17 protein-coding genes are annotated in these 18,427 nt (G+C 68.4%); 9 read left to right on the forward strand and 8 right to left on the reverse strand.

What is annotated here, in order from left to right; all coding sequences use genetic code 11:
• Positions 1 to 143 precede the first annotated feature (143 nt).
• Complete coding sequence (locus tag Cte04_RS06790) at positions 144 to 1,319, forward strand: MFS transporter (protein WP_066475349.1); 1,176 nt, start codon at positions 144 to 146, stop codon at positions 1,317 to 1,319.
• A 127-nt stretch (positions 1,320 to 1,446) separates the two neighbouring features.
• Positions 1,447 to 1,983 (forward strand): single-stranded DNA-binding protein, encoded by a 537-nt coding sequence (gene ssb / locus Cte04_RS06795; RefSeq protein ID WP_066474349.1) that lies wholly within the window; start codon positions 1,447 to 1,449, stop codon positions 1,981 to 1,983.
• Between the two features lie 71 nt (positions 1,984 to 2,054).
• Here ssb and mnmA read toward each other — a convergent pair whose 3' ends face one another.
• Entirely contained in the window at positions 2,055 to 3,188 is a 1,134-nt protein-coding gene (gene mnmA, locus Cte04_RS06800; RefSeq protein ID WP_066474351.1) for a tRNA 2-thiouridine(34) synthase MnmA, read from the reverse strand.
• Between the two features lie 64 nt (positions 3,189 to 3,252).
• Here mnmA and Cte04_RS06805 point away from each other — a divergent pair, with 64 nt between their 5' ends.
• The 4 genes from Cte04_RS06805 to Cte04_RS06820 all read left to right on the forward strand — a co-directional run bounded on the left by Cte04_RS06805 (position 3,253) and on the right by Cte04_RS06820 (position 8,130).
• Positions 3,253 to 4,191, forward strand: a complete 939-nt coding sequence (locus Cte04_RS06805) for a LysR family transcriptional regulator (protein WP_066474354.1) — start codon at positions 3,253 to 3,255, stop codon at positions 4,189 to 4,191.
• Between the two features lie 229 nt (positions 4,192 to 4,420).
• Positions 4,421 to 5,860: an FAD-dependent tricarballylate dehydrogenase TcuA gene (gene tcuA, locus Cte04_RS06810; protein ID WP_066474356.1), complete on the forward strand. Its 1,440-nt coding sequence runs from the start codon at positions 4,421 to 4,423 to the stop codon at positions 5,858 to 5,860.
• Between the two features lie 5 nt (positions 5,861 to 5,865).
• Positions 5,866 to 7,074, forward strand: a complete 1,209-nt coding sequence (gene tcuB, locus Cte04_RS06815; RefSeq protein ID WP_174522898.1) for a tricarballylate utilization 4Fe-4S protein TcuB — start codon at positions 5,866 to 5,868, stop codon at positions 7,072 to 7,074.
• Positions 7,075 to 7,152: 78 nt separating this feature from the next.
• Positions 7,153 to 8,130, forward strand: coding sequence for a Bug family tripartite tricarboxylate transporter substrate binding protein (locus Cte04_RS06820; protein ID WP_066474359.1), 978 nt, complete (start codon positions 7,153 to 7,155; stop codon positions 8,128 to 8,130).
• A gap of 168 nt (positions 8,131 to 8,298) precedes the next feature.
• Here the strand turns inward: Cte04_RS06820 and Cte04_RS06825 are convergent, their stop codons facing one another.
• From Cte04_RS06825 to Cte04_RS06840, 4 genes are all read right to left on the reverse strand, one after another.
• A complete protein-coding gene (locus Cte04_RS06825) occupies positions 8,299 to 8,784 on the reverse strand; it encodes a carboxymuconolactone decarboxylase family protein (RefSeq protein ID WP_066474364.1) in 486 nt (161 codons plus the stop codon).
• 177 nt (positions 8,785 to 8,961) lie between these two features.
• On the reverse strand, positions 8,962 to 9,903 hold the full coding sequence (gene sigJ, locus Cte04_RS06830) for an RNA polymerase sigma factor SigJ (protein WP_066474366.1): 942 nt from the start codon (positions 9,901 to 9,903) through the stop codon (positions 8,962 to 8,964).
• Positions 9,904 to 10,113: 210 nt separating this feature from the next.
• Positions 10,114 to 11,715 (reverse strand): gamma-glutamyltransferase family protein, encoded by a 1,602-nt coding sequence (locus tag Cte04_RS06835; RefSeq protein ID WP_066474368.1) that lies wholly within the window; start codon positions 11,713 to 11,715, stop codon positions 10,114 to 10,116.
• Between the two features lie 180 nt (positions 11,716 to 11,895).
• Positions 11,896 to 12,915, reverse strand: a complete 1,020-nt coding sequence (locus tag Cte04_RS06840) for a Bug family tripartite tricarboxylate transporter substrate binding protein (RefSeq protein ID WP_066474369.1) — start codon at positions 12,913 to 12,915, stop codon at positions 11,896 to 11,898.
• A gap of 171 nt (positions 12,916 to 13,086) precedes the next feature.
• Between Cte04_RS06840 and Cte04_RS06845 the strand changes: the two genes are divergently transcribed.
• A complete protein-coding gene (locus Cte04_RS06845) occupies positions 13,087 to 14,007 on the forward strand; it encodes a LysR family transcriptional regulator (protein ID WP_066474370.1) in 921 nt (306 codons plus the stop codon).
• 7 nt (positions 14,008 to 14,014) lie between these two features.
• Here the strand turns inward: Cte04_RS06845 and Cte04_RS06850 are convergent, their stop codons facing one another.
• Genes Cte04_RS06850 through Cte04_RS06860 form a run of 3 tightly spaced genes read right to left on the reverse strand, consistent with a single transcriptional unit; the run spans position 14,015 to position 16,088 of the window.
• Positions 14,015 to 14,911: a DMT family transporter gene (locus Cte04_RS06850; protein ID WP_066474371.1), complete on the reverse strand. Its 897-nt coding sequence runs from the start codon at positions 14,909 to 14,911 to the stop codon at positions 14,015 to 14,017.
• A 59-nt stretch (positions 14,912 to 14,970) separates the two neighbouring features.
• On the reverse strand, positions 14,971 to 15,528 hold the full coding sequence (locus Cte04_RS06855) for an NUDIX hydrolase (protein WP_066474373.1): 558 nt from the start codon (positions 15,526 to 15,528) through the stop codon (positions 14,971 to 14,973).
• A 26-nt stretch (positions 15,529 to 15,554) separates the two neighbouring features.
• Positions 15,555 to 16,088 (reverse strand): GNAT family N-acetyltransferase, encoded by a 534-nt coding sequence (locus Cte04_RS06860; protein ID WP_066474376.1) that lies wholly within the window; start codon positions 16,086 to 16,088, stop codon positions 15,555 to 15,557.
• Between the two features lie 193 nt (positions 16,089 to 16,281).
• On the opposite strand from Cte04_RS06860, the gene Cte04_RS06865 reads away from it, so the two are divergent.
• Both Cte04_RS06865 and aptA read left to right on the forward strand, forming a co-directional pair.
• Positions 16,282 to 16,533: a DUF2061 domain-containing protein gene (locus Cte04_RS06865; protein WP_066475356.1), complete on the forward strand. Its 252-nt coding sequence runs from the start codon at positions 16,282 to 16,284 to the stop codon at positions 16,531 to 16,533.
• Between the two features lie 424 nt (positions 16,534 to 16,957).
• Entirely contained in the window at positions 16,958 to 18,328 is a 1,371-nt protein-coding gene (gene aptA, locus Cte04_RS06870; protein ID WP_066474377.1) for an omega-aminotransferase AptA, read from the forward strand.
• Positions 18,329 to 18,427 lie beyond the last annotated feature (99 nt).

Here is an 18,427-nt window from a genome sequence, read left to right on the forward strand (position 1 = left end):
GTTGCTCCGCCCGGCTTGCGGGCGGCGGAGTTTTTTGATGATGCCCCTTGTCGGGCATTCACTCTTGGCAGAATCTGCGCGTGAAGAATATCCATACACCCCCGAATCCGGGCACGCTGGGTGGCGACAGGACCGCCACCACCATGACGCCGCAGGAGCGGCGCTCCAGCATCTCGCTGGCACTGATCTTTGCACTGCGCATGCTGGGCCTGTTTCTGGTGCTCCCCGTGTTTGCGCTCGAAGCGCGCAAATACCCGGGCGGCGACGATCCGGCCATGATCGGCCTGGCCATGGGCCTGTACGGCCTGACCCAGGCGGTCTTCCAGCTGCCGCTGGGCCTGGCGTCCGACCGCTTCGGGCGCAAGCGCGTCATCGTGGCCGGCCTGCTGGTGTTTGCGCTGGGCAGCCTGGTCGCGGCCATGGCGGGCTCGCTCACCACGCTGATGGCGGGCCGCGGCCTGCAGGGCGCGGGGGCGGTGTCCGCCGCCGTCACGGCCCTGCTGGCCGACCTGACGCGCGACGGCGTGCGCACCAAGGCCATGGCCCTGGTGGGCGGCAGCATCGGCCTGATGTTCGCGCTGGCCCTGGTGCTCAGCCCTCTGCTCAACGCATGGATCGGCCTGTCGGGCATCTTCGGCCTGACCTGCGCGCTGGCGCTGGCCGGCATTGCCGTGGTGCTGTGGGTGGTGCCGGCCGAGCCGGTGCAGCATGCCGATGCGCCCAGGGGACGGTTTGGCGACCTGCTGCGCCACGGCGACCTGCTGCGCCTGAACTTCGGCGTCTTCATCCTGCACACGGTGCAGATGTCCATGTGGGTGGCCGTGCCGGCCATGCTGGTGCAGGCCGGGCTGGCCAAGGAGCAGCATTGGCACATCTACCTGCCTGCCGTGGTGCTGTCCTTCCTGGCCATGGGCGGCCTGTTCGCCATGGAGCGCAAGGGCCGGCTGCGCGCCGCGCTGCTGGGCGCCATCGCCCTGGTCGTGGTCGTGCAGGCCGGCCTGGGCATGCTGGCGGCCAGCGGCACGATTCCCACCGTCTGGTGCATGGCCTTGCTGATGTTCCTGTTCTTCTGCGGCTTCAACGCGCTGGAGGCCACGCAGCCCAGCCTGGTCTCGCGCATGGCGCCGGCGCCCCTGCGCGGCGCGGCGCTCGGTGCCTACAACACGCTGCAGTCCCTGGGCCTGTTCGCGGGCGGCGCCATCGGCGGCGGCGTGGCCAAATGGGCCGGCGCCCCGGGCCTGTTTGCCGTGACGGCCGTGCTGGCCGCGCTGTGGCTGATCGTGACCTGGCCGCTGCGCCCCGTGGGCCGGCATGGATAACCGGGGAAATCTCACACCCTGCCTTGCCCGCTTGGGGCAAAATGCGCATTCCATTGGTCCGGGACCTTTCCATAGAACGTGAGCACGTTCTAATTTCCCGGCCCACTTTCAGTAAAGGCACATATTTATGGCATCCGTCAACAAAGTCATCATCGTCGGCAACCTGGGGCGCGACCCCGAAATGCGTACCTTTCCCAGCGGCGACCAGGTGGCCAACGTGACCATCGCCACGACCGACCGCTGGCGCGACAAGAACACCGGCGAAAACCGCGAAGCCACCGAGTGGCACCGCGTGGTGTTCAATGGCAAGCTGGCCGAGATCGTGGGCCAGTACCTGCGCAAGGGCAGCCAGGTCTACGTGGAAGGCAGCCTGCGCACCCGCAAGTGGACCGACCAGGCCACGGGCCAGGAGCGCTACGCCACCGAAATCCGCGCCGACACCATGCAGATGCTGGGCAGCCGCCAGGGCGGCGGCCAGCAGCAAGGCGGCTATGGCGACGAAGGCTACGGCGAAAGCAGCTACGAAGCGCCGCGCCGCGCCCCTGCGCCTGCAGCAGCACGCCCCGCCGCGCCTGCCGCCCGTCCGGCTCCGGCTCCCATGGCCCCGCCGCCCCAGCGCGCGGCTTCGGGCTTCGACGATATGGACGACGATATTCCGTTCTGATCCCCGGGGCTGCCAGCCATCGAAAAAAAGCGAAGCAGATGCTTCGCTTTTTCTTTTCTGCGGCGGCTTCGTCAGGAAACGCCCCGCTCCTGCGGGTCCACCTGCGCGATGATGCCGCCGCCCAGGCAGACATCGCCGTCGTAGAGCACGGCCGACTGGCCCGGCGTCACGGCCCACTGGGCTTCGGGGAAGTCCAGGCGAAACCCGTCGGCCGTCGCCCCGGAGATCAGCGCCGGCGAATCGGGCTGGCGATAGCGGGTCTTGGAACCATAGGTCTTGCCTTCGGCCGGCGCATGGCCGGCCACCCAGCTGATCTGGTCGGCCCGCAGCGCATGCGACAGCAGCCAGGGGTGGTCGTGGCCCTGCACCACGCGCAGCACGTTGCGGTCCAGCTCCTTGCGCGCCACGAACCAGGGTGCATGGTCGCCGGCGCCGCGTGCCGCGCCTTTTTCCTTTACCCCGCCTATGCCCAGGCCCGAGCGCTGGCCCAGGGTGTAGAAACTCAGGCCCACGTGGCGGCCCAGCTTGCGGTTGCGGTCGTCGAGGATGGGGCCGGGCTCCTTGCTGATGTAGCGGTTGAGGAACTCCCGGAAGGGCCGCTCGCCGATGAAGCAGATTCCGGTCGAATCCTTTTTCCTGGCGTTGGGCAGGCCGATTTCCTCGGCGATGCGGCGCACCTCGGTCTTGTGCAGCTCGCCCACGGGGAACATGGCCCTGGACAGCTGGGCCTGGTTCAGGCGGTGCAGGAAGTAACTCTGGTCCTTGGACGGGTCCAGGCCCTTGAGCAGCTCGAACAGCCGGGTTTCGGGGTTCTGGCGCACGCGCGCGTAATGGCCGGTGGCGATCTTCTCGGCGCCCAGGCGCATGGCGTGGTCCAGGAAGGCCTTGAACTTGATTTCGGCATTGCACAGCACGTCGGGGTTGGGCGTGCGGCCGGCCTGGTATTCGCGCAGGAATTCGGCAAACACCCGGTCCTTGTACTCGGCCGCGAAGTTGACGTGCTCGATCTCGATGCCGATCACGTCGGCCACGGCGGCCGCGTCCACGAAGTCGATGTTGGACGAGCAGTACTCGCTGTCGTCGTCATCCTCCCAGTTTTTCATGAAGATGCCGACCACTTCATGGCCTTGCTGCTTGAGAAGATAGGCGGTGACGGCGGAGTCCACACCGCCGGACAGGCCCACCACGACACGGTGCTTGTTCATAGGTGTGCGATTATCCCAGCGCCCGCAAACAGCTGCGGGCGTGAGGATTTCGCGAGGTTTTCAGATGGAACTGCGCCAGCTGCGCTACTTTGTACGGATTGTCGAACTGGGCTCCATGAGCCGTGCCGCGCTGGACCTGGACATGGTCCAGTCGGCGCTGAGCCAGCAGATCAGCCGCCTGGAATCCGAACTGTCCACACGCCTGCTGCAGCGCACGCCGCGCGGCGTCATCCCGACCGAAGCCGGGCAGGCCTTCTTCCACGAGGCCCAGCTCACGCTGCGCCATGCCGAGCAGGCCGTGCACGCGGCCCAGCAGGCGCGGCTGTCGGGCGCCGTGAGCATGGGGCTGTCGCCCACCATCGCCTCGGTGCTGGGCCTGCCGCTGATGCGGGCCATGCGCGAGCGCTACCCCGAGGTGCGGCTGCACATGGTGTCCGCGCTGTCCGGCCATCTGACGGGCCTGCTCAACGCCCGCCAGCTGGATCTGGCCATCCTGTTCGACAGCCACAACGCGCGCCGCTGGAGCGTGATGCCGCTGCTGGAGGAGCGGCTGTTCCTGATCCAGTCCCGCCAGCAGCCCGTGGCGCCGCAGATCCGCCATGCCCAACCCGCCGGCCTGGAGCAGCTGCAGCAGGTGCCGCTGATCCTGCCCTCGGGCAGCCACGGCCTGCGCAGCTCCATCATGGCCTCGTTCACCCATGCGGGCTTCCAGCCCCGGCTGGCCATGGAGATCGATTCCCTGCCGCTGCTGATGGAAGCCGTGGATGCGGGCCTGGGCGCCACGGTCCAGCCCTGGTCGGCCGTCGCCATGTACAAGGATGCGGCACAGCGCTTCCAATGGTCCGAGATCGCCGACGACCAGGTGCGGCGCAATGCCGCGCTGTGCAGCCTGTCGGACGACGAGCTGTCGCCCGCCGCGCTGGCCGCGCGCGTGGTGCTGCTCGATTGCACCCGGCGGCTGGTGCAGTCCGGCGCCTGGATGGGCGCCACGCTGACGGACTGACTCCGTTTCTCGATCAAAGGAGTACGCGCAGGCGAAGCGCAGGCAGTGCAGACGCACGACAAGCGAAGCCGACAAAGTAATCGTTTGATTAAGAAATGGAATGAGCCATCACTTGGCGTGATACCCCCATGCCCGGCAACCGCTGCACAGCGGCGGCGGCGCTTTCTACAGTTCAACGCCAATCCCCCACGTTGAACCGCCACGGTCCCCATGCCGCCGGCAACCCATCATGAAAACAGAAACCTACGACACCGATGTGCTGGTCATCGGTGGCGGCAATGCCGCGCTGTGCGCCGCGCTGATGGCGCGCGAGGCAGGCAGCAGCGTGCTGCTGCTGGAATCCGCGCCGCGCGCCTGGCGCGGCGGCAATTCGGCCCACACCCGCAACCTGCGCTGCATGCACGACGCGCCGCAGGACGTGCTGGTCGAGGCCTATCCCGAGGAGGAGTTCTGGCAGGACCTGCTCAAGGTGACCGGCGGCATCACCAACGAGCACCTGGCGCGCCTGGTGATCCGCGCCTCGTCCACCTGCCGCAACTGGATGCGCCGCCATGGCGTGCACTTCCAGCCGCCGCTGTCGGGCGCGCTGCACGTGGCGCGCACCAATGCCTTCTTCATGGGCGGCGGCAAGGCCCTGGTCAACGCCTACTACCGCAGCGCCGAGGCGCTGGGCGTGCAGGTGCGCTACGACTCGCCCGTTCAGCGCCTGGAGATCGAGAACGGCCGCTTCCAGGCCGCCTGGGTGGGCGAACAGCGCATCACCGCCAGAAGCTGCGTGCTGGCCGCGGGCGGCTTCGAATCCAACCGCGAATGGCTGCGCGAAGCCTGGGGACAGAACGAGCGCGGCGAATGGCCCTCGGACAACTTCCTGATCCGCGGCACGGCCTACAACCAGGGAACGTTGCTCCGCCACATGCTGCAGGAGCAGCAGGCCGACGGCATCGGCGACCCGACCCAGGCGCACATGGTGGCCATCGATGCGCGCGCGCCGCTGTACGACGGCGGAATCTGCACGCGCATCGACTGCGTCTCGCTGGGCGTGGTGGTCAACCGCGAAGCCGAGCGTTTCTACGACGAGGGCGAGGATTTCTGGCCCAAGCGCTACGCCATCTGGGGCCGCCTGGTGGCCCAGCAGCCGGGGCAGATCGCCTACTCCATCATCGACAGCAAGGCCATCGGCCGCTTCATGCCGCCGGTGTTTCCGGGCGTCAAGGCCGATTCGCTGCCCGAACTTGCGCAGAAGCTCGGCCTGGACGTGGATCGCTTCATGCAGACCCTCGATGCCTACAACGGCGGCTGCAGGGTCGGCCACTTCGACCATACGGCGCTGGACGACTGCCATACCGAGGGCGTGGCGCCCGCCAAGACGCATTGGGCGCGCCCCATCGACACCGCACCCTATTACGGCTATGCGCTGCGCCCCGGCGTGACCTTCACCTACCTGGGCCTGGAGACCGACGACACGGCCGCCGTGCGCTTTGCCGGCCGGCCTAGCGCCAACCTGTTCGTGGCCGGCGAAATGATGGCCGGCAACGTGCTGGGCAAGGGCTATACGGCCGGCGTGGGCATGTCGATCGGCACAGCCTTCGGCCGCATCGCCGGACGCAACGCGGCCCTGGCCGCCACCGGCAAGCCCGCCGCGCGCGGCGCCGTCAACGACGAGGTCTGATACCCATGAGCATCCCATCCCTGCAAGCCCTGGGCCAGGAGGCCCAGTCCCTGGCGACCGGCAAGATCATCCCCATCCTCCCCGCGGCCACCGAAACGGCAGCCGAGACCGAGGTGGCGCGCACCCTGCAGATCTGCAACGCCTGCCGCTACTGCGAAGGCTTTTGCGCCGTGTTCCCGGCCATGACGCGCCGGCTGGAATTCGGCAAGGCCGACGTGCACTACCTGGCCAACCTGTGCCACAACTGCGGCGCCTGCCTGCACGCCTGCCAGTACGCGCCGCCGCACGAATTCGGCATCAACATCCCCCAGGCCATGGCCACGGTGCGCGGCCAGACCTATGCCGACTACGCCTGGCCCCCGGCACTGGGCAGGCTCTACCAGAAGAACGGCCTGACGCTGTCGCTGGCCCTGGCGGCCGGCCTGTTCCTGTTCCTCGCGCTGGCCGTGGCCCTGCGCGGCGGCGAGGCACGCCTGTGGAGCGGCGAGCTGGGCAACAACTTCTACCACCTGTTCCCGCACAACCTGCTGGTGGGCATCTTCGCGCCGGTGTTCCTGTTCGTGGTGTTTGCGCTCTTCATGGGCGTGCGCCGCTTCTGGAAGGACGTGAAGCCCGCCACCAGCGGCGTGGACGTGAGCGCGCCCGCGGCGGCCGAGGCCACGCAGGACGTGCTGCGCCTGAAGTACCTGGACGGCGGCCACGGCGAGGGCTGCCACAACGAGGATGACGAATACACGCTCAAGCGCCGCCGTTTCCACCACCTGACCTTCTACGGCTTCCTGCTGTGCTTTGCCGCCACGGCGCTGGGTACGGTCTACCACTATGCGTTCGGCTGGGCCGCGCCCTACGAGCTGCCCAGCCTGCCCAAGGTCCTCGGCGCGCTGGGCGGCCTGGGCCTGATGGCGGGCACGGCCGGCCTGTGGCATCTGAACCGCAGCCGCCACCCGCTGCACGGCGACGCGCGGCAAAAGCCCATGGACCTGGGCTTCATCGCGCTGCTGTTCCTGGTCGCGGCCAGCGGCATGGCGCTGTGGCTGGGCCGCGCCACGCCCGCCCTGGCCCTGCTGCTGTGCCTGCACCTGGGCGCGGTGATCGCGCTGTTCGCCACCCTGCCCTACGGCAAGTTCGCCCACGGCGTGTTCCGCACCGCGGCGCTTTTGCGCCACAACACCGAAAAGCGCCAGCCCAGCCCCATCGGCCTGGGCGCGGATTGATTGCGCATCCAAAAAGAGAGCTGGCAGCGCTTGCACCACAAGGGCTCCAGCTCAATTTCTCTAACCAGGAGACTTGTCATGAAAAAACGCACCCTGCTCCAGGCCACCCTGCTGGCCGCCACTTCGCTGGCTCTTGCCGCTCCCGCGCAGGCCCAGGACTTTCCGCCCAACAAACCGGTGACCCTGGTGGTGGGCTTCGCGGCCGGCGGCGCCGCCGATGCGGCCGCGCGCCTGATCGCCAAGAAGCTGGGCGAGAACATCGGCCAGACCGTGGTGGTGGACAACCGCGGCGGTGCGGGCGGCAACATCGCCCACCAGTACGTGGCCAAGGCGCCGGCCGACGGCTCGGTGCTGCTGTTCGGCTCGGTCGGTCCGCTGACGATTGCGCCCCACATCATGAAGGTGGGCTACAACCCCTTCACCGATCTGGCGCCCATCTCGGGCGGCGTGAACTTTCCCAACGTGCTGGTGGTGCACAAGGGCGCGGGCGTGAAGACGCTGGCCGAATTCGTGGCCAAGGCCAAGAAGGCGCCCGGCAGCGTGGACTATGCCTCCACGGGCGCGGGCTCGGCCTCGCACCTGGCCGGCGAGCTGTTCAACCAGCGCGCCGGCGTGGAGATGGTGCACGTGCCCTACAAGGGCGGTGCGCCGGCGCTGCAGGACCTGCTGGGCGAGCGCGTGACCTCCTACTTCGCCGCCCCGCCTACGGCCCTGCCGCACATCGAGACCGGCAAGCTGATTCCGCTGGCCACCACGGGCCTGACCCGGCCCGCCTACATGCCCAATATTCCCACGGTGGCCGAGGCCGGCTATCCGGGCTTCGAGGCGCTGAACTGGTATGCCTTCGTCGCGCCCGGCAAGACGCCCGCGCCCATGCTGGATCGCTGGAACAAGGAGATCGTCAAGGTGCTCCAGGATCCCGCGGTGGCCGATGCGCTGAAGATCCACGGCCTCACGCCCCAGCCCACCACGCGCGCCGAGTTCGCAGCATTCATGAAGAAGGAATACGAGCAGTGGGGCAAGGTGGTGAAGGAACGCAAGATCACCCAGAACTGAGGCTCAAAGCCACTCGCGCCGATAGCGCAACGCAAGGATCTTCAGCGATCCAGGTCAGGGACGGCGAGCAAGGGCCTCGCCGGCCGCACCGCCCCGCAGCGAAGCCGTCGTCCCCCCGCCCGCGAAGCGAGAGAGGGCGCCGTGCCACGGGGGAAGCCGCGCAGCGGCTCAGGGGGTGATGGATTTTTTCTCCACCGGCGCGGCAAAGCCCACGCACAGGCGGTTCCAGACATTGATGCAGCCGATGGCGTAGCTCAGCTCCACGATCTCACGTTCGCTGAAGTGCGGGCGCAGCACGTCGAAGTCCTGCTGACCGGGATGGGCCTGACTCAGCCGCGTGCAGCGCTCGGCCCAGTTCAGCGCGGCGCGCTCGCGCATGTCGAAGAAGTCCACCTCGCGCCAGGTCACCACGCTGTTGATGCGCTGCAGGTCCTCGCCGCGCGACAGCAGCTCGCGCACGTGCATGTCCACGCAGAAGGCGCAGCCGTTGATCTGCGAGACGCGCAGGTAGACCAGCTCGAGCAGCTGCACGCCCAGGCTGGAGCGCGCCAGCAGCGCGTTGATGCCGCCCTGGGCCTTGTAGAGTTCGGGCGCCAGCGCGCGGAAGTCCAGGCGCGGTGCGGGAATGGCAATGGGGTTGGCGATATCGGACATGCGGATACTCCTGGGTTGATGCAGGCCCGCCCCGATGGCCGGCCCTTGCCTCTTAGACGCAGGAGGCCGCAGTTCTGTGACACACTCAAAAAAACATAGCTGCCTGCGCCGACTTCATGCGGCATTCATGGAGAAATACTCCCGAAATGACCGCCCGGCAAGCGGCAGAAGCTATCGTTACTGAAGACCGATGGGCTGGGCAGCCGGCACCGCCACGCCGGCCAGCTTGTCGGGGTTGCGCAGCGTGTAGACCCGCTGGACGAGCCCGTTCTCGACCAGCAGGGTCTGCACCGACTCCACCTGGCCGTCCACGCAGCGCAGCAGGCCCGGCAGGCCGTTGACGCGCACCAGGTGCAGGGTCTGGACCTGGCCGTCGCGGCGCAGGCGGCGGGCCGTGGCGAAGTACAGCAGCGCCAGGCGGCGCCCGGTCTCGAGCACGCGGCCAAAGGACGGGACCTTGCCGCCGCCGTCGCTGATCAGCGCGGCATCGGGGGCGAACAGCGCCTGGATCTGCGCCAGATCGCCGCCCTGCACGGCCTGGGCAAAGCGGCGCAGCAGCTCGGCATGCGCCTCGGCAGGCGCGTCGAAGCGCGGGCGCCCGGCCTTCACATGGGCCCGCGCGCGGTGCACGAGCTGGCGGCAGGCGGCCTCGCTGCGGCCCAGGGCCTGGGCCACTTCGGCGTAGTCGGCATCGAAGACCTCGCGCAGCAAAAAGGCCGCGCGCTCCTCGGGCGTGAGCTGCTCAAGCACGAACAGCAGCGCGGTGGAGACATCGTGGGCCCGCTCCAGCAATTCCTCGGACGACGGCGCCGCCTCGGTCCAGGGCTGGACCAGCGGCTCGGGCAGCCAGAAGCCCGCGTAATGCTCGCGCTCCACGCGCAGGCGCCGCAGCCGGTCGATGGCCAGCCGCGTGGCCGTGGTCACCAGCCAGGCCTCGGGCTGGACGATGGCGGCGCGCCCGCTGTCCTGCCAGCGCAGCCAGACGTCCTGCACCACGTCCTCGGCCTCGGCCCGCTGGCCCAGCATGCGATAGGCCAGCCCGAACAGGCGCGGGCGATGGCGCTGGAATTCCTGCAGTCCCGCATCGGCGGACGGCGCAGCGTGGGAAGTGGGGCTCACGTGATGTCTCCTGCAAATAGGCCAGGGGCCTGCCACCCAGTGTGACAGGCCTCAAGCCTTAGACGCAGAACGCGCAGCTTTTGTGACAACGCAGCCAAAACAGGCAGAGCCCAAGCCAGGGACGGCAAGCAAGGGCCTCGCCGGCCGCGCCGCCCCGCAGCGAGGCCGTCGTCCCCCTCTGGGGGAAGCCGCGCAGCGGCTCAGGGGGGATCAATACCCCACTGCGCAGCCGTCCTTGCGCGGATCGGAGCCCGCGATGTAATGGTCGCCGTCGCGCAGCACCAGCTGGGCGCCGCCAAAGGCGAACACGCCATGGCCGGCCTCGACGGTGACTTCGTGGCCGCGCGCGCGCAGCTGCTCGACCACGGCGGCATCGAAGGCCGGCTCCACGGCCACGCCCTTGCCGCCGGTCACGCGCCAGCGCGGCGCATCGGCCGCGGCCTGCGGGTTCTGGCCGTAGCGCAGCACGCGCAGGGCCATCTGCAGGTGGCCCTGGCTTTGCATGGGGCCGCCCATCACGCCGAAGGCCATTTGCGGCGTGCCGTCGGCGTTCATCGCAAAGGCCGGGATGATGGTGTGCGAGGGGCGCTTGCGCGGACCGACCTGGTTGGCATGGCCGGCCTCGACGGTGAAGCCGTGGCCGCGGTTCTGCAGGCTGATGCCCGTGCCCGGCACGACCACGCCCGAGCCGAAGCCCATGTAGTTGGACTGGATGAACGAGACCATCATGCCGCTGGCATCGGCCGCCGCCAGGTAGACCGTGCCGCCGGGCCGGGGCGCGCCGCAGCCGGGTGTGCCCGCCTTCTCGGGGTCTATGAGCCGGGCGCGCTCGCGTAGATAGCCGCGGTCCAGCAGCTGCGCCGGGACGACGCGCATGTGGTCGATGTCGGCGTTGTACTGGTGCAGGTCGGCAAAGGCCAGCTTCATGGCCTCGATCTGCAGGTGCACGCAGTCCACGCCATCGAGCGGCTGCGCGCCGACGTCCAGCTCGTCAAGCATGCCCAGCGCCATCAGCGCGGCAATGCCCTGGCCGTTGGGCGGGATCTCGTGGATCACCGAGTCGCCGAACTTCTGCGATACCGTGCCCACCCAGTCGGCCTGGTGCGCGGCCAGGTCTTCCTCGGTCATCACGCCGCCGCAGGCGCGCGAATGCGCGGCGATCTTCTGCGCCAGCGCGCCGCGGTAGAAGGACTCGCCCATGGTGGCGGCGATCTCTTCCAGCGTGCGCGCGTGGGCTTCGCTCCTGAACACTTCGCCGGCCCGGGGCGCGCGGCCGCCGGGCAGGAAGCACTCGGCAAAGCCGGGCTGGTCGCCGAGCTTCTTGCCGCCCAGCTCCCACAGCGTGGCGATGGTGGGCGAGACCGCGAAACCGTGGCGCGCATAGTCGATCGCAGGCTGGGCCACCTGCGCGAAGGGCAGCTTGCCGAAGCGCTGGGACAGCGCCACCCAGGCCGATACGGCGCCGGGCACGGTCACGGCGTTCCAGCCCTTCTCCGGGATGCCGCCCAGTTGGGCGAAGTATTCGGGCGTCCAGCCCGCGGGCGAGCGGCCCGAGGCGTTGAGGCCGTGCAGCTCCTGGCCGTCCCAGACGATGGCGAAGCCGTCGCTGCCGATGCCGCAGCCCGTGGGCTCGACCACGGTGAGCGTCATCGCCGCGGCCAGCGCCGCGTCCACGGCGTTGCCGCCGGCCTGCAGCATGGAGAGGCCGGCCTGCGCGGCCAGCGGCTGCGAGGTGCTGACCACGTTGCGGCCCAGCACCGGCGAGCGGTGCGAGGCATAGGGAAGCGTCCAGTCCTTGATGAGGTTTGTCATATCTAAGTCCGATCAGTGATTCATGAGCGCCGCGCTTAAAACTGGCGCGCCCCATCGACGCACGCCGAGCAAGGGCCTACGCCGGCCGCGCCGCCCCGCAGCGAGGGCGTGGTCCCCCTCCCGCGCAGCGAGAGAGGGGCGCCCGGCCAGGGGGAAGACGCGAAGCGGCTCAGGGGTGCTTTATTCCAATGTGATGTGGTTGTCCTTGATGACCTTGGCCCAGCGCGCGCTGTCGGCCTTCACCATCGCCGCGAATTCCTTCGGCGTCTGCGCCTTGGCCGGCTCCACGCCCTGCTTGGCCAGGCTGGCGATCACCTCCGGGTTCCGGACGGCCTGGTTGAAGGCCTGGTTGATCCGCTCCACCAGCTCGGGCTTCATGCCGGCCGGGCCGTAGACGCCGAACCAGGTGACCGAGGAATAGCCGGGCAGCCCCGACTCGGCCACCGTGGGCAGGTTGGGCGCGAGCGCGCTGCGCTTGTCGCCCGTGACGGCCAGGGCGCGCAGGCGGCCGCTGGCCACATGAGGCATGCCGGTGGGAATGGAGTCGAACAGCAGGTGCACCTGGCCCGCGGCCAGGTCGGTGATGGACTGGGCCGTGCCCTTGTAGGGCACATGGGTGAGCCGGATGCCCGCCTGCGCAGCAAAGGCGGCGGTGTTCAGGTGCACGATGGTGCCGTTGCCGCTGCTGGCGTAGTTGAGCTGGCCCGGGTGGGCCTTGGCGTAGGCGATCAGCTCGGCCACGCTCCGGACCGGCAGCGACGGCGTGACCAGCAGCACGCTGGCGGCGTCGGCCATGTGGGCGATGGGGGTGAAGTCCTTGTCGGCCTTGTAGCTCAGCCGGGGCATCAGGTGCGGCGAGATGGCGTGCGTGCTGCTGGTGGTGAACAGCAGCGTGTAGCCGTCGGGCGCGGCCTTGGCGGCCTCGGCCGCGCCGATGGTGCCGCCGGCGCCGGGCTTGTTGTCGATGACCAGCTGCTGGCCCAGCTCCTGCGACACGCGCTGCGCGATCACGCGCGCCACCAGGTCGGTCGCGCCGCTGGGCGGAAAGGGCACGACCACCCGCACCGGGCGGCTGGGCCAGGGGGCTTCGCCCTGGGCCTGGGCCGGTACCGACGCCTGGGCCAGCAGGCCACCGGCCAGGACCGCGGCGGCCTGAATCCACTGGCGACGCGAAGATGAAATAGCAGACCGTGCCGTCATGGCAACACTCCTGGTGAGATGGCGGGTTGGCGAATCGGATGGCCGCAGCCGGGCGGCACTGGAACAGGCCATCTTAGAAAACGGACGCGTTTGCCGCCATCGGCAAATTTGCAAGCCATCCTTGCCGCAACGGCAAACCGAGCACAATGGGAGCCTCTTCCATTCGCTGCCATGCCCGATCCGCGCCACCTGCTGCTGCAAGACACCGCATTGCGCTACTTCCATGAAGTCGCGCAATGCGGCTCGCTGACCGAAGCCTCGGCCCGGCTGCATGTGGCGGCCTCGGCCATCAGCCGCCAGATCGCGGCGCTGGAGGCGCGGCTGGGCACGCCGCTTTTCGAGCGCCATCCGCGCGGCATGGTGCTCAATGCCGCCGGAGAGATCCTGGCCGACCACGCGCGCCGCGCAGGCCTGGATGCCGAGCGTGCCCTGGGCGAAATCCAGGCCCTGCAGGGCCTGCGCAGCGGCAAGGTGCGCATTGCCAGCTCCGACGCCTTTGCCAGCGAATTCCTGCCGCGCCTGTGCGCGGCCTTCCAGCGCGAGCATGCGGGCATCGTTTTCGAGGTGACCGTGCTGCCCACGCCCGAGGTTTCCGATGCCGTGCGTGCCGGCACGGCCGACATCGGCCTGTGCTTCAGCCGGGTGCCAGAGCCCGGCATTGCCGTCGCCTGCCGCGTGGCGGCGCCCGTGCTGGCCCTGGTGGCGCCCGGCCATGCGCTGGCCCAGGAACGCAGCGTGGCGCTGGCCAGGCTGGTACGCCATCCCCTGGCCCTGCCGCCGCCGAGCACGGCGGTGCGCCAGTTGCTGGACGCAGCCTGCAGCCGCCAGGGGCTGATGCTGGTGCCGGCGCTGGAGAGCAATCACGGCAAGACGCTGCTGAACTTCGCGGCCCAGGGCGCAGCGGTGGCCGTGGCCAGCGAGATCGCCGCACGCGACATGGTGGCCACGGGTGCCCTCGCGGCCGTGCCGCTCAGCGACCGCGGCATGGACCTGCGCGACATCGAGGTGCAGACCCTGGCCGGCCGCACGCTGCCGCATGCGGCGCAGTCGTTTCTGGAACTGCTGCAGCGGCGCCTGCCCGCCGCGTGGTGAATGCGGTTCAATGCGCCTTGGGCCGCAGCACGATCCACAGCGACAGCGCAATCAGCCCGCCGCCGATGGCATGCGCGGCGCTCAGCGGCTCGTCCAGCAGCGCCCAGCCCCAGAGCACGGCAAACACCGGCACGATGAAGGTCACGGTCAGCGCCTTGTGCGGGCCTTCGTCGGCGATCAGGCGGAAATACAGCACATAGGCCAGCGCCGTGCTCAGCAGGCCCAGCAGCGCCACGTTGCCCCAGGCCAGCCAGGGTGCCTGCGCAACCTTCGCGGCCAGGCCGGGGTCCAGCAGCCAGGCCACCGCGAGGCCCGGAACCAGGACCATGAGCGCTCCCAGCTGGCTGATGAAGACGGCCGCGCGCATGTCCACGGCGGCCTTGGCGCCGGCCAGCCTCAAGGTCAGGAAGCTGGAGAACGCATAGCAGACCGTCGCGGCAAAGCATGCCGCCATGCCGCCCAGCACGGCCGGCGTCAGCTCCAGCGGTCCGGCCTGCGCCAGCACGGCGACGCCGCCCATGCCCAGCACCACGCCGGCTATCCGCGCCGCCGTGATGCCTTCCCCGAATACCAGCGCGCCCACGATGACGGCCATGAGCGGCGTGGTGGCGTTGAAGATGGCGCTATAGCCCGAAGGCAGCACCTGCGCCGCCAGCGCATACATGAGGAAGGGGATGCCCGAATTGATCACTCCCAGCAGCAGCAAAGGCCACAGGTAGCGTCCCCAGCGCGGCCGGTAGCCCATGCAGCCCAGCGCCACCGCCAGCCCCAGCGAGGAAAACAGCCCGCGTCCCACGGCCGCCGGAACGGCTCCCAGGTGCGGCACGGCCACACGCATGAACAAAAAGCTGCCGCCCCACAGGGCGGCCAGGGAGATCAGTCGGAGGAGGCTGGCAATGGACATTGCAGCGATTGTGCCCGGGCGTCGGCGCCGGCCGCAATCAAAACTGCAGCATCAGGCCGTCATGAGGCATGGGCCAGCACTTCGTCGAGCGTGGCCGGCGCGCCGGCGGGCACGGGCGCCGTAGGCGCTGGCGCGTGGTAGATGCTGGCATCGGCATGGATCAGGCCGAGGTCGAAGCGCTGGCCGGCCAGGTAGTCGCCCACGGACTGCAGCACGATGGGGCTGCGGTGCAGATGGGCACTGGCCTGGAGCTCCTCCAACGTCAGCCAGACGCTGCGCACCACGCCGTCGTCGAGCTTGCGGCCGGCCTCGTGCGCGCCCAGCTCGCCCGTGAAGGCAAAGCGCATATAGGTGATGTCCGAACCCGTGCGCGTGCGCACGAAGCGGTTCATGTAGATGCCCACCAGCGCCGTGGGCTTGAAGTGGTAGGCGGTTTCCTCCATCACCTCGCGCACGCAGGCCTCGATCGGCGTCTCGGCCGGGTCCAGGTGGCCTGCCGGCATGTTCAGGCGCAGCCCATCCGCCGTGTTCTCTTCCACCAACAAAAACCGGCCATCACGTTCGATGATGGCCGAGACGGTCACATTGGGTTTCCAGCGATTGGGCATGGCCGGCATTATCCCTATCTCGTTCGGACGCTCCGTCAGACTTGTCCTACCATGTAGACGGCATCGTCCCCATAAGAGGCCAGGTGTTGCTGCTGCGCAGCATCGGCCACGGCCGCCACCGCATAGCCCTGGCGCTCCCAGTAAGGTTGCGAGCCTTGCACCGAGACCAGTGCCGTATGGCGTATGCCGCGTTGCCGGGCCAGGGACCGGGCAGCCTGAAGCAAAGCACCGGCCACGCCCTGGCCCGCCACCGCCGGAGAAACCGCCATATCGTGCAAATAAAGCACGTTGGCATCTTCATAACTGGAAAAGCCACCATGAAGCGGAGTGATGACGCCGGGCAGTGACCAATAGGCGGCCAGGTAGGCGACCACGGCGTCCGCCTGCACGGCCGCCCAGGAACAATGGACCGGCGATTGCAGCCGCTGCACGAAGACCTGGCGCGGCTCGCCGAAATCCGCGCCATAGCACTGCGCCTGGATACGCAGCACGGCATCCACATCCCCGAGCCGCAAAGGCCGCAGTTGAAAACCCGAAATCGGCAGGCCTTGCGGCCGGCTTGGCAACATTGCTTTCTCCGCAATCAATTCAATAGCTGCTTGCGCTTGATGCACAAGCGCTCAAGGCCATTTTCTTCGGAAACGCATAAAACCTGCAGCCATGCCCTTTCCGGCTGCGGCGACTATTGCAATGGTAATGATTCTCAATTGGATGTTTCGACATCCTGTCCCTACCATGGAGTCATCGCATCAGGAGAACACCATGAGCCGAATGCTTCAGACATTGCGCAAGCACCAGACCACGCTGGCCAAGACCGGCAGCTACTACTGCATCCACATCACCGTTGCGGCCTGCGTGGCGTATGCGGTCACCGGCAATCTGTGGGCATCGCTGACCTTGAGCCTGCTGGAGCCCACCGTCCAGGCCGTGGCCTTCTTCTTCCACGAAAAGGCCTGGGAGCGCAGCCTGCGCAAGCGTGCGGGCCGCCAGGCCGCGGCGGTCGGCATGGCCTGAGCAGGAGAGCCCCATGCCCACGCCCGACAACATTCCGTCCACCCGGGACTTCGGCTCCTGGCTTGTGCAAACCCTGGCGGCGCTGGCTGCCCAGGGAACATGAAAGCATGTAGAAATTCTGTGGATAAGCCTGTTTGCTTCCTCTTCGCAAGCCTGGGCACAAGCCGTTGCAAACCTGGAAATCCTGCAGCGCCAAGAGATATTGCTGCAGGCATCTCCCAGCAAGCCAAGGCCCGAGATTGACAGTCTGCAGGCGCAGATCGCCCAAAAACAAGGCAGCCCTGCATTTCGCGCCCTCTTCCGTCCAAAGCGGCCGGCCGGCAAGCCATGGGTTTGCGGCTATTTCCCAAATGCAGGCCGGGGCCAACAATGCCTGTTCACGCCCCCTCGGGGACGATCTTTCCCGGATCTGCCAGGAGCTTTCATGCACATTGCCGATAACCGCGATATCCGCACCCAAGCCGTTGCCGCCGATCGCCAGCCGGACGCCCGGTGGCTGGACGCCCACTGGATGCCGTTCACCGGCAACCGCAATTTCAAGGCCAGGCCGCGCATGATCACCGGCGCCCAGGGCGCCTATTACACCGACGCGGACGGCCGCAGGATCTTCGACGGCCTCTCGGGCCTGTGGTGCACGGGCCTGGGCCACGGCCGGCGCGAAATCGCCGAGGCCATCGGCAAGGCAGCCCAGCAGCTGGACTATGCCCCGGCCTTCCAGTTCGGCCATCCGGCCTCGTTCGCGCTGGCCAACAGGATCAAAAGCCTGATGCCCGAAGGGCTGTCGCATGTGTTCTTCACGGGCTCGGGCTCGGAGGCGGCGGACACCTCGCTCAAGATGGCGCGCGCCTACTGGCGCACCAAGGGCCTGGGCACGAAGACGCGGCTGATCGGCCGCGAGAAAGGCTATCACGGCGTGAACTTCGGCGGCATCTCCGTGGGCGGCATGGGCGGCAACCGCAAGATGTTCGGCCAGGGCGTGGAGGCCGACCACCTGCCCCATACGCAGCCGCCCATGGGCTCGTTCTGCCGGGGCATGCCCCAGGCGGACGGCCGCGCGCTGGCCGACCGGCTGCTGGACATCATCGCCCTGCATGACGCGAGCAACATCGCCGCCGTCATCGTCGAACCCATGTCGGGCTCGGGCGGCGTGGTGATCCCGCCGGCAGGCTATCTGCAGCGCCTGCGCGAGATTTGCACCCAGCACGACATCCTGCTGATCTTCGACGAGGTCATCACGGGGTTCGGCCGCCTGGGCGCCATGACGGCTGCCGAGGCCTTCGGCGTGGCGCCCGACATCATGAACATCGCCAAGCAGGTGACCAACGGCGCCCAGCCGCTGGGCGCCTGCGTGGTGCGTGGCGAGATCTACGACAGCTTCATGGCGGCAGGCGGCCCCGAATACATGCTGGAGTTCGCCCACGGCTATACCTACTCGGCCCACCCCGTGGCCTGCGCTGCGGGCATTGCGGCGCTCGACCTGCTCGAGAAGGAAGACGGCCCGGGCCGCGTGCAGGCGCTGGCGCCGTTCTTCGAGCAGGCCGTGCACAGCCTCCGGGGCGCGCGCCATGTGCTGGACATCCGCAATATCGGCCTGGCCGCAGGCTTGACCATCGCATCCGTGCCGGGCGAGCCCGCCAGGCGTCCCTACGAGATCGCCATGAAATGCTGGGACATGGGCTTTTATGTGCGTTACGGCGGCGACACCATCCAGCTGGCACCACCGTTCATCAGCGAGAAGGCCGAGATCGAGCGCCTGGTCGGCGCACTGGGCGATGCGCTGCATGCCACGGATTGAGGCGGACTGGCACCTCGCCCGATGCATTGCACATCGTTTTCCATAGCTGCCGGCGCTGGCTGGGCGGACGCCAAAGCCGTTTTTGATGACGGCTTTCCC

Origin of the sequence: Comamonas terrae (assembly GCF_001544075.1) — a bacterium.
GTDB lineage: Bacteria > Pseudomonadota > Gammaproteobacteria > Burkholderiales > Burkholderiaceae_C > Comamonas > Comamonas terrae.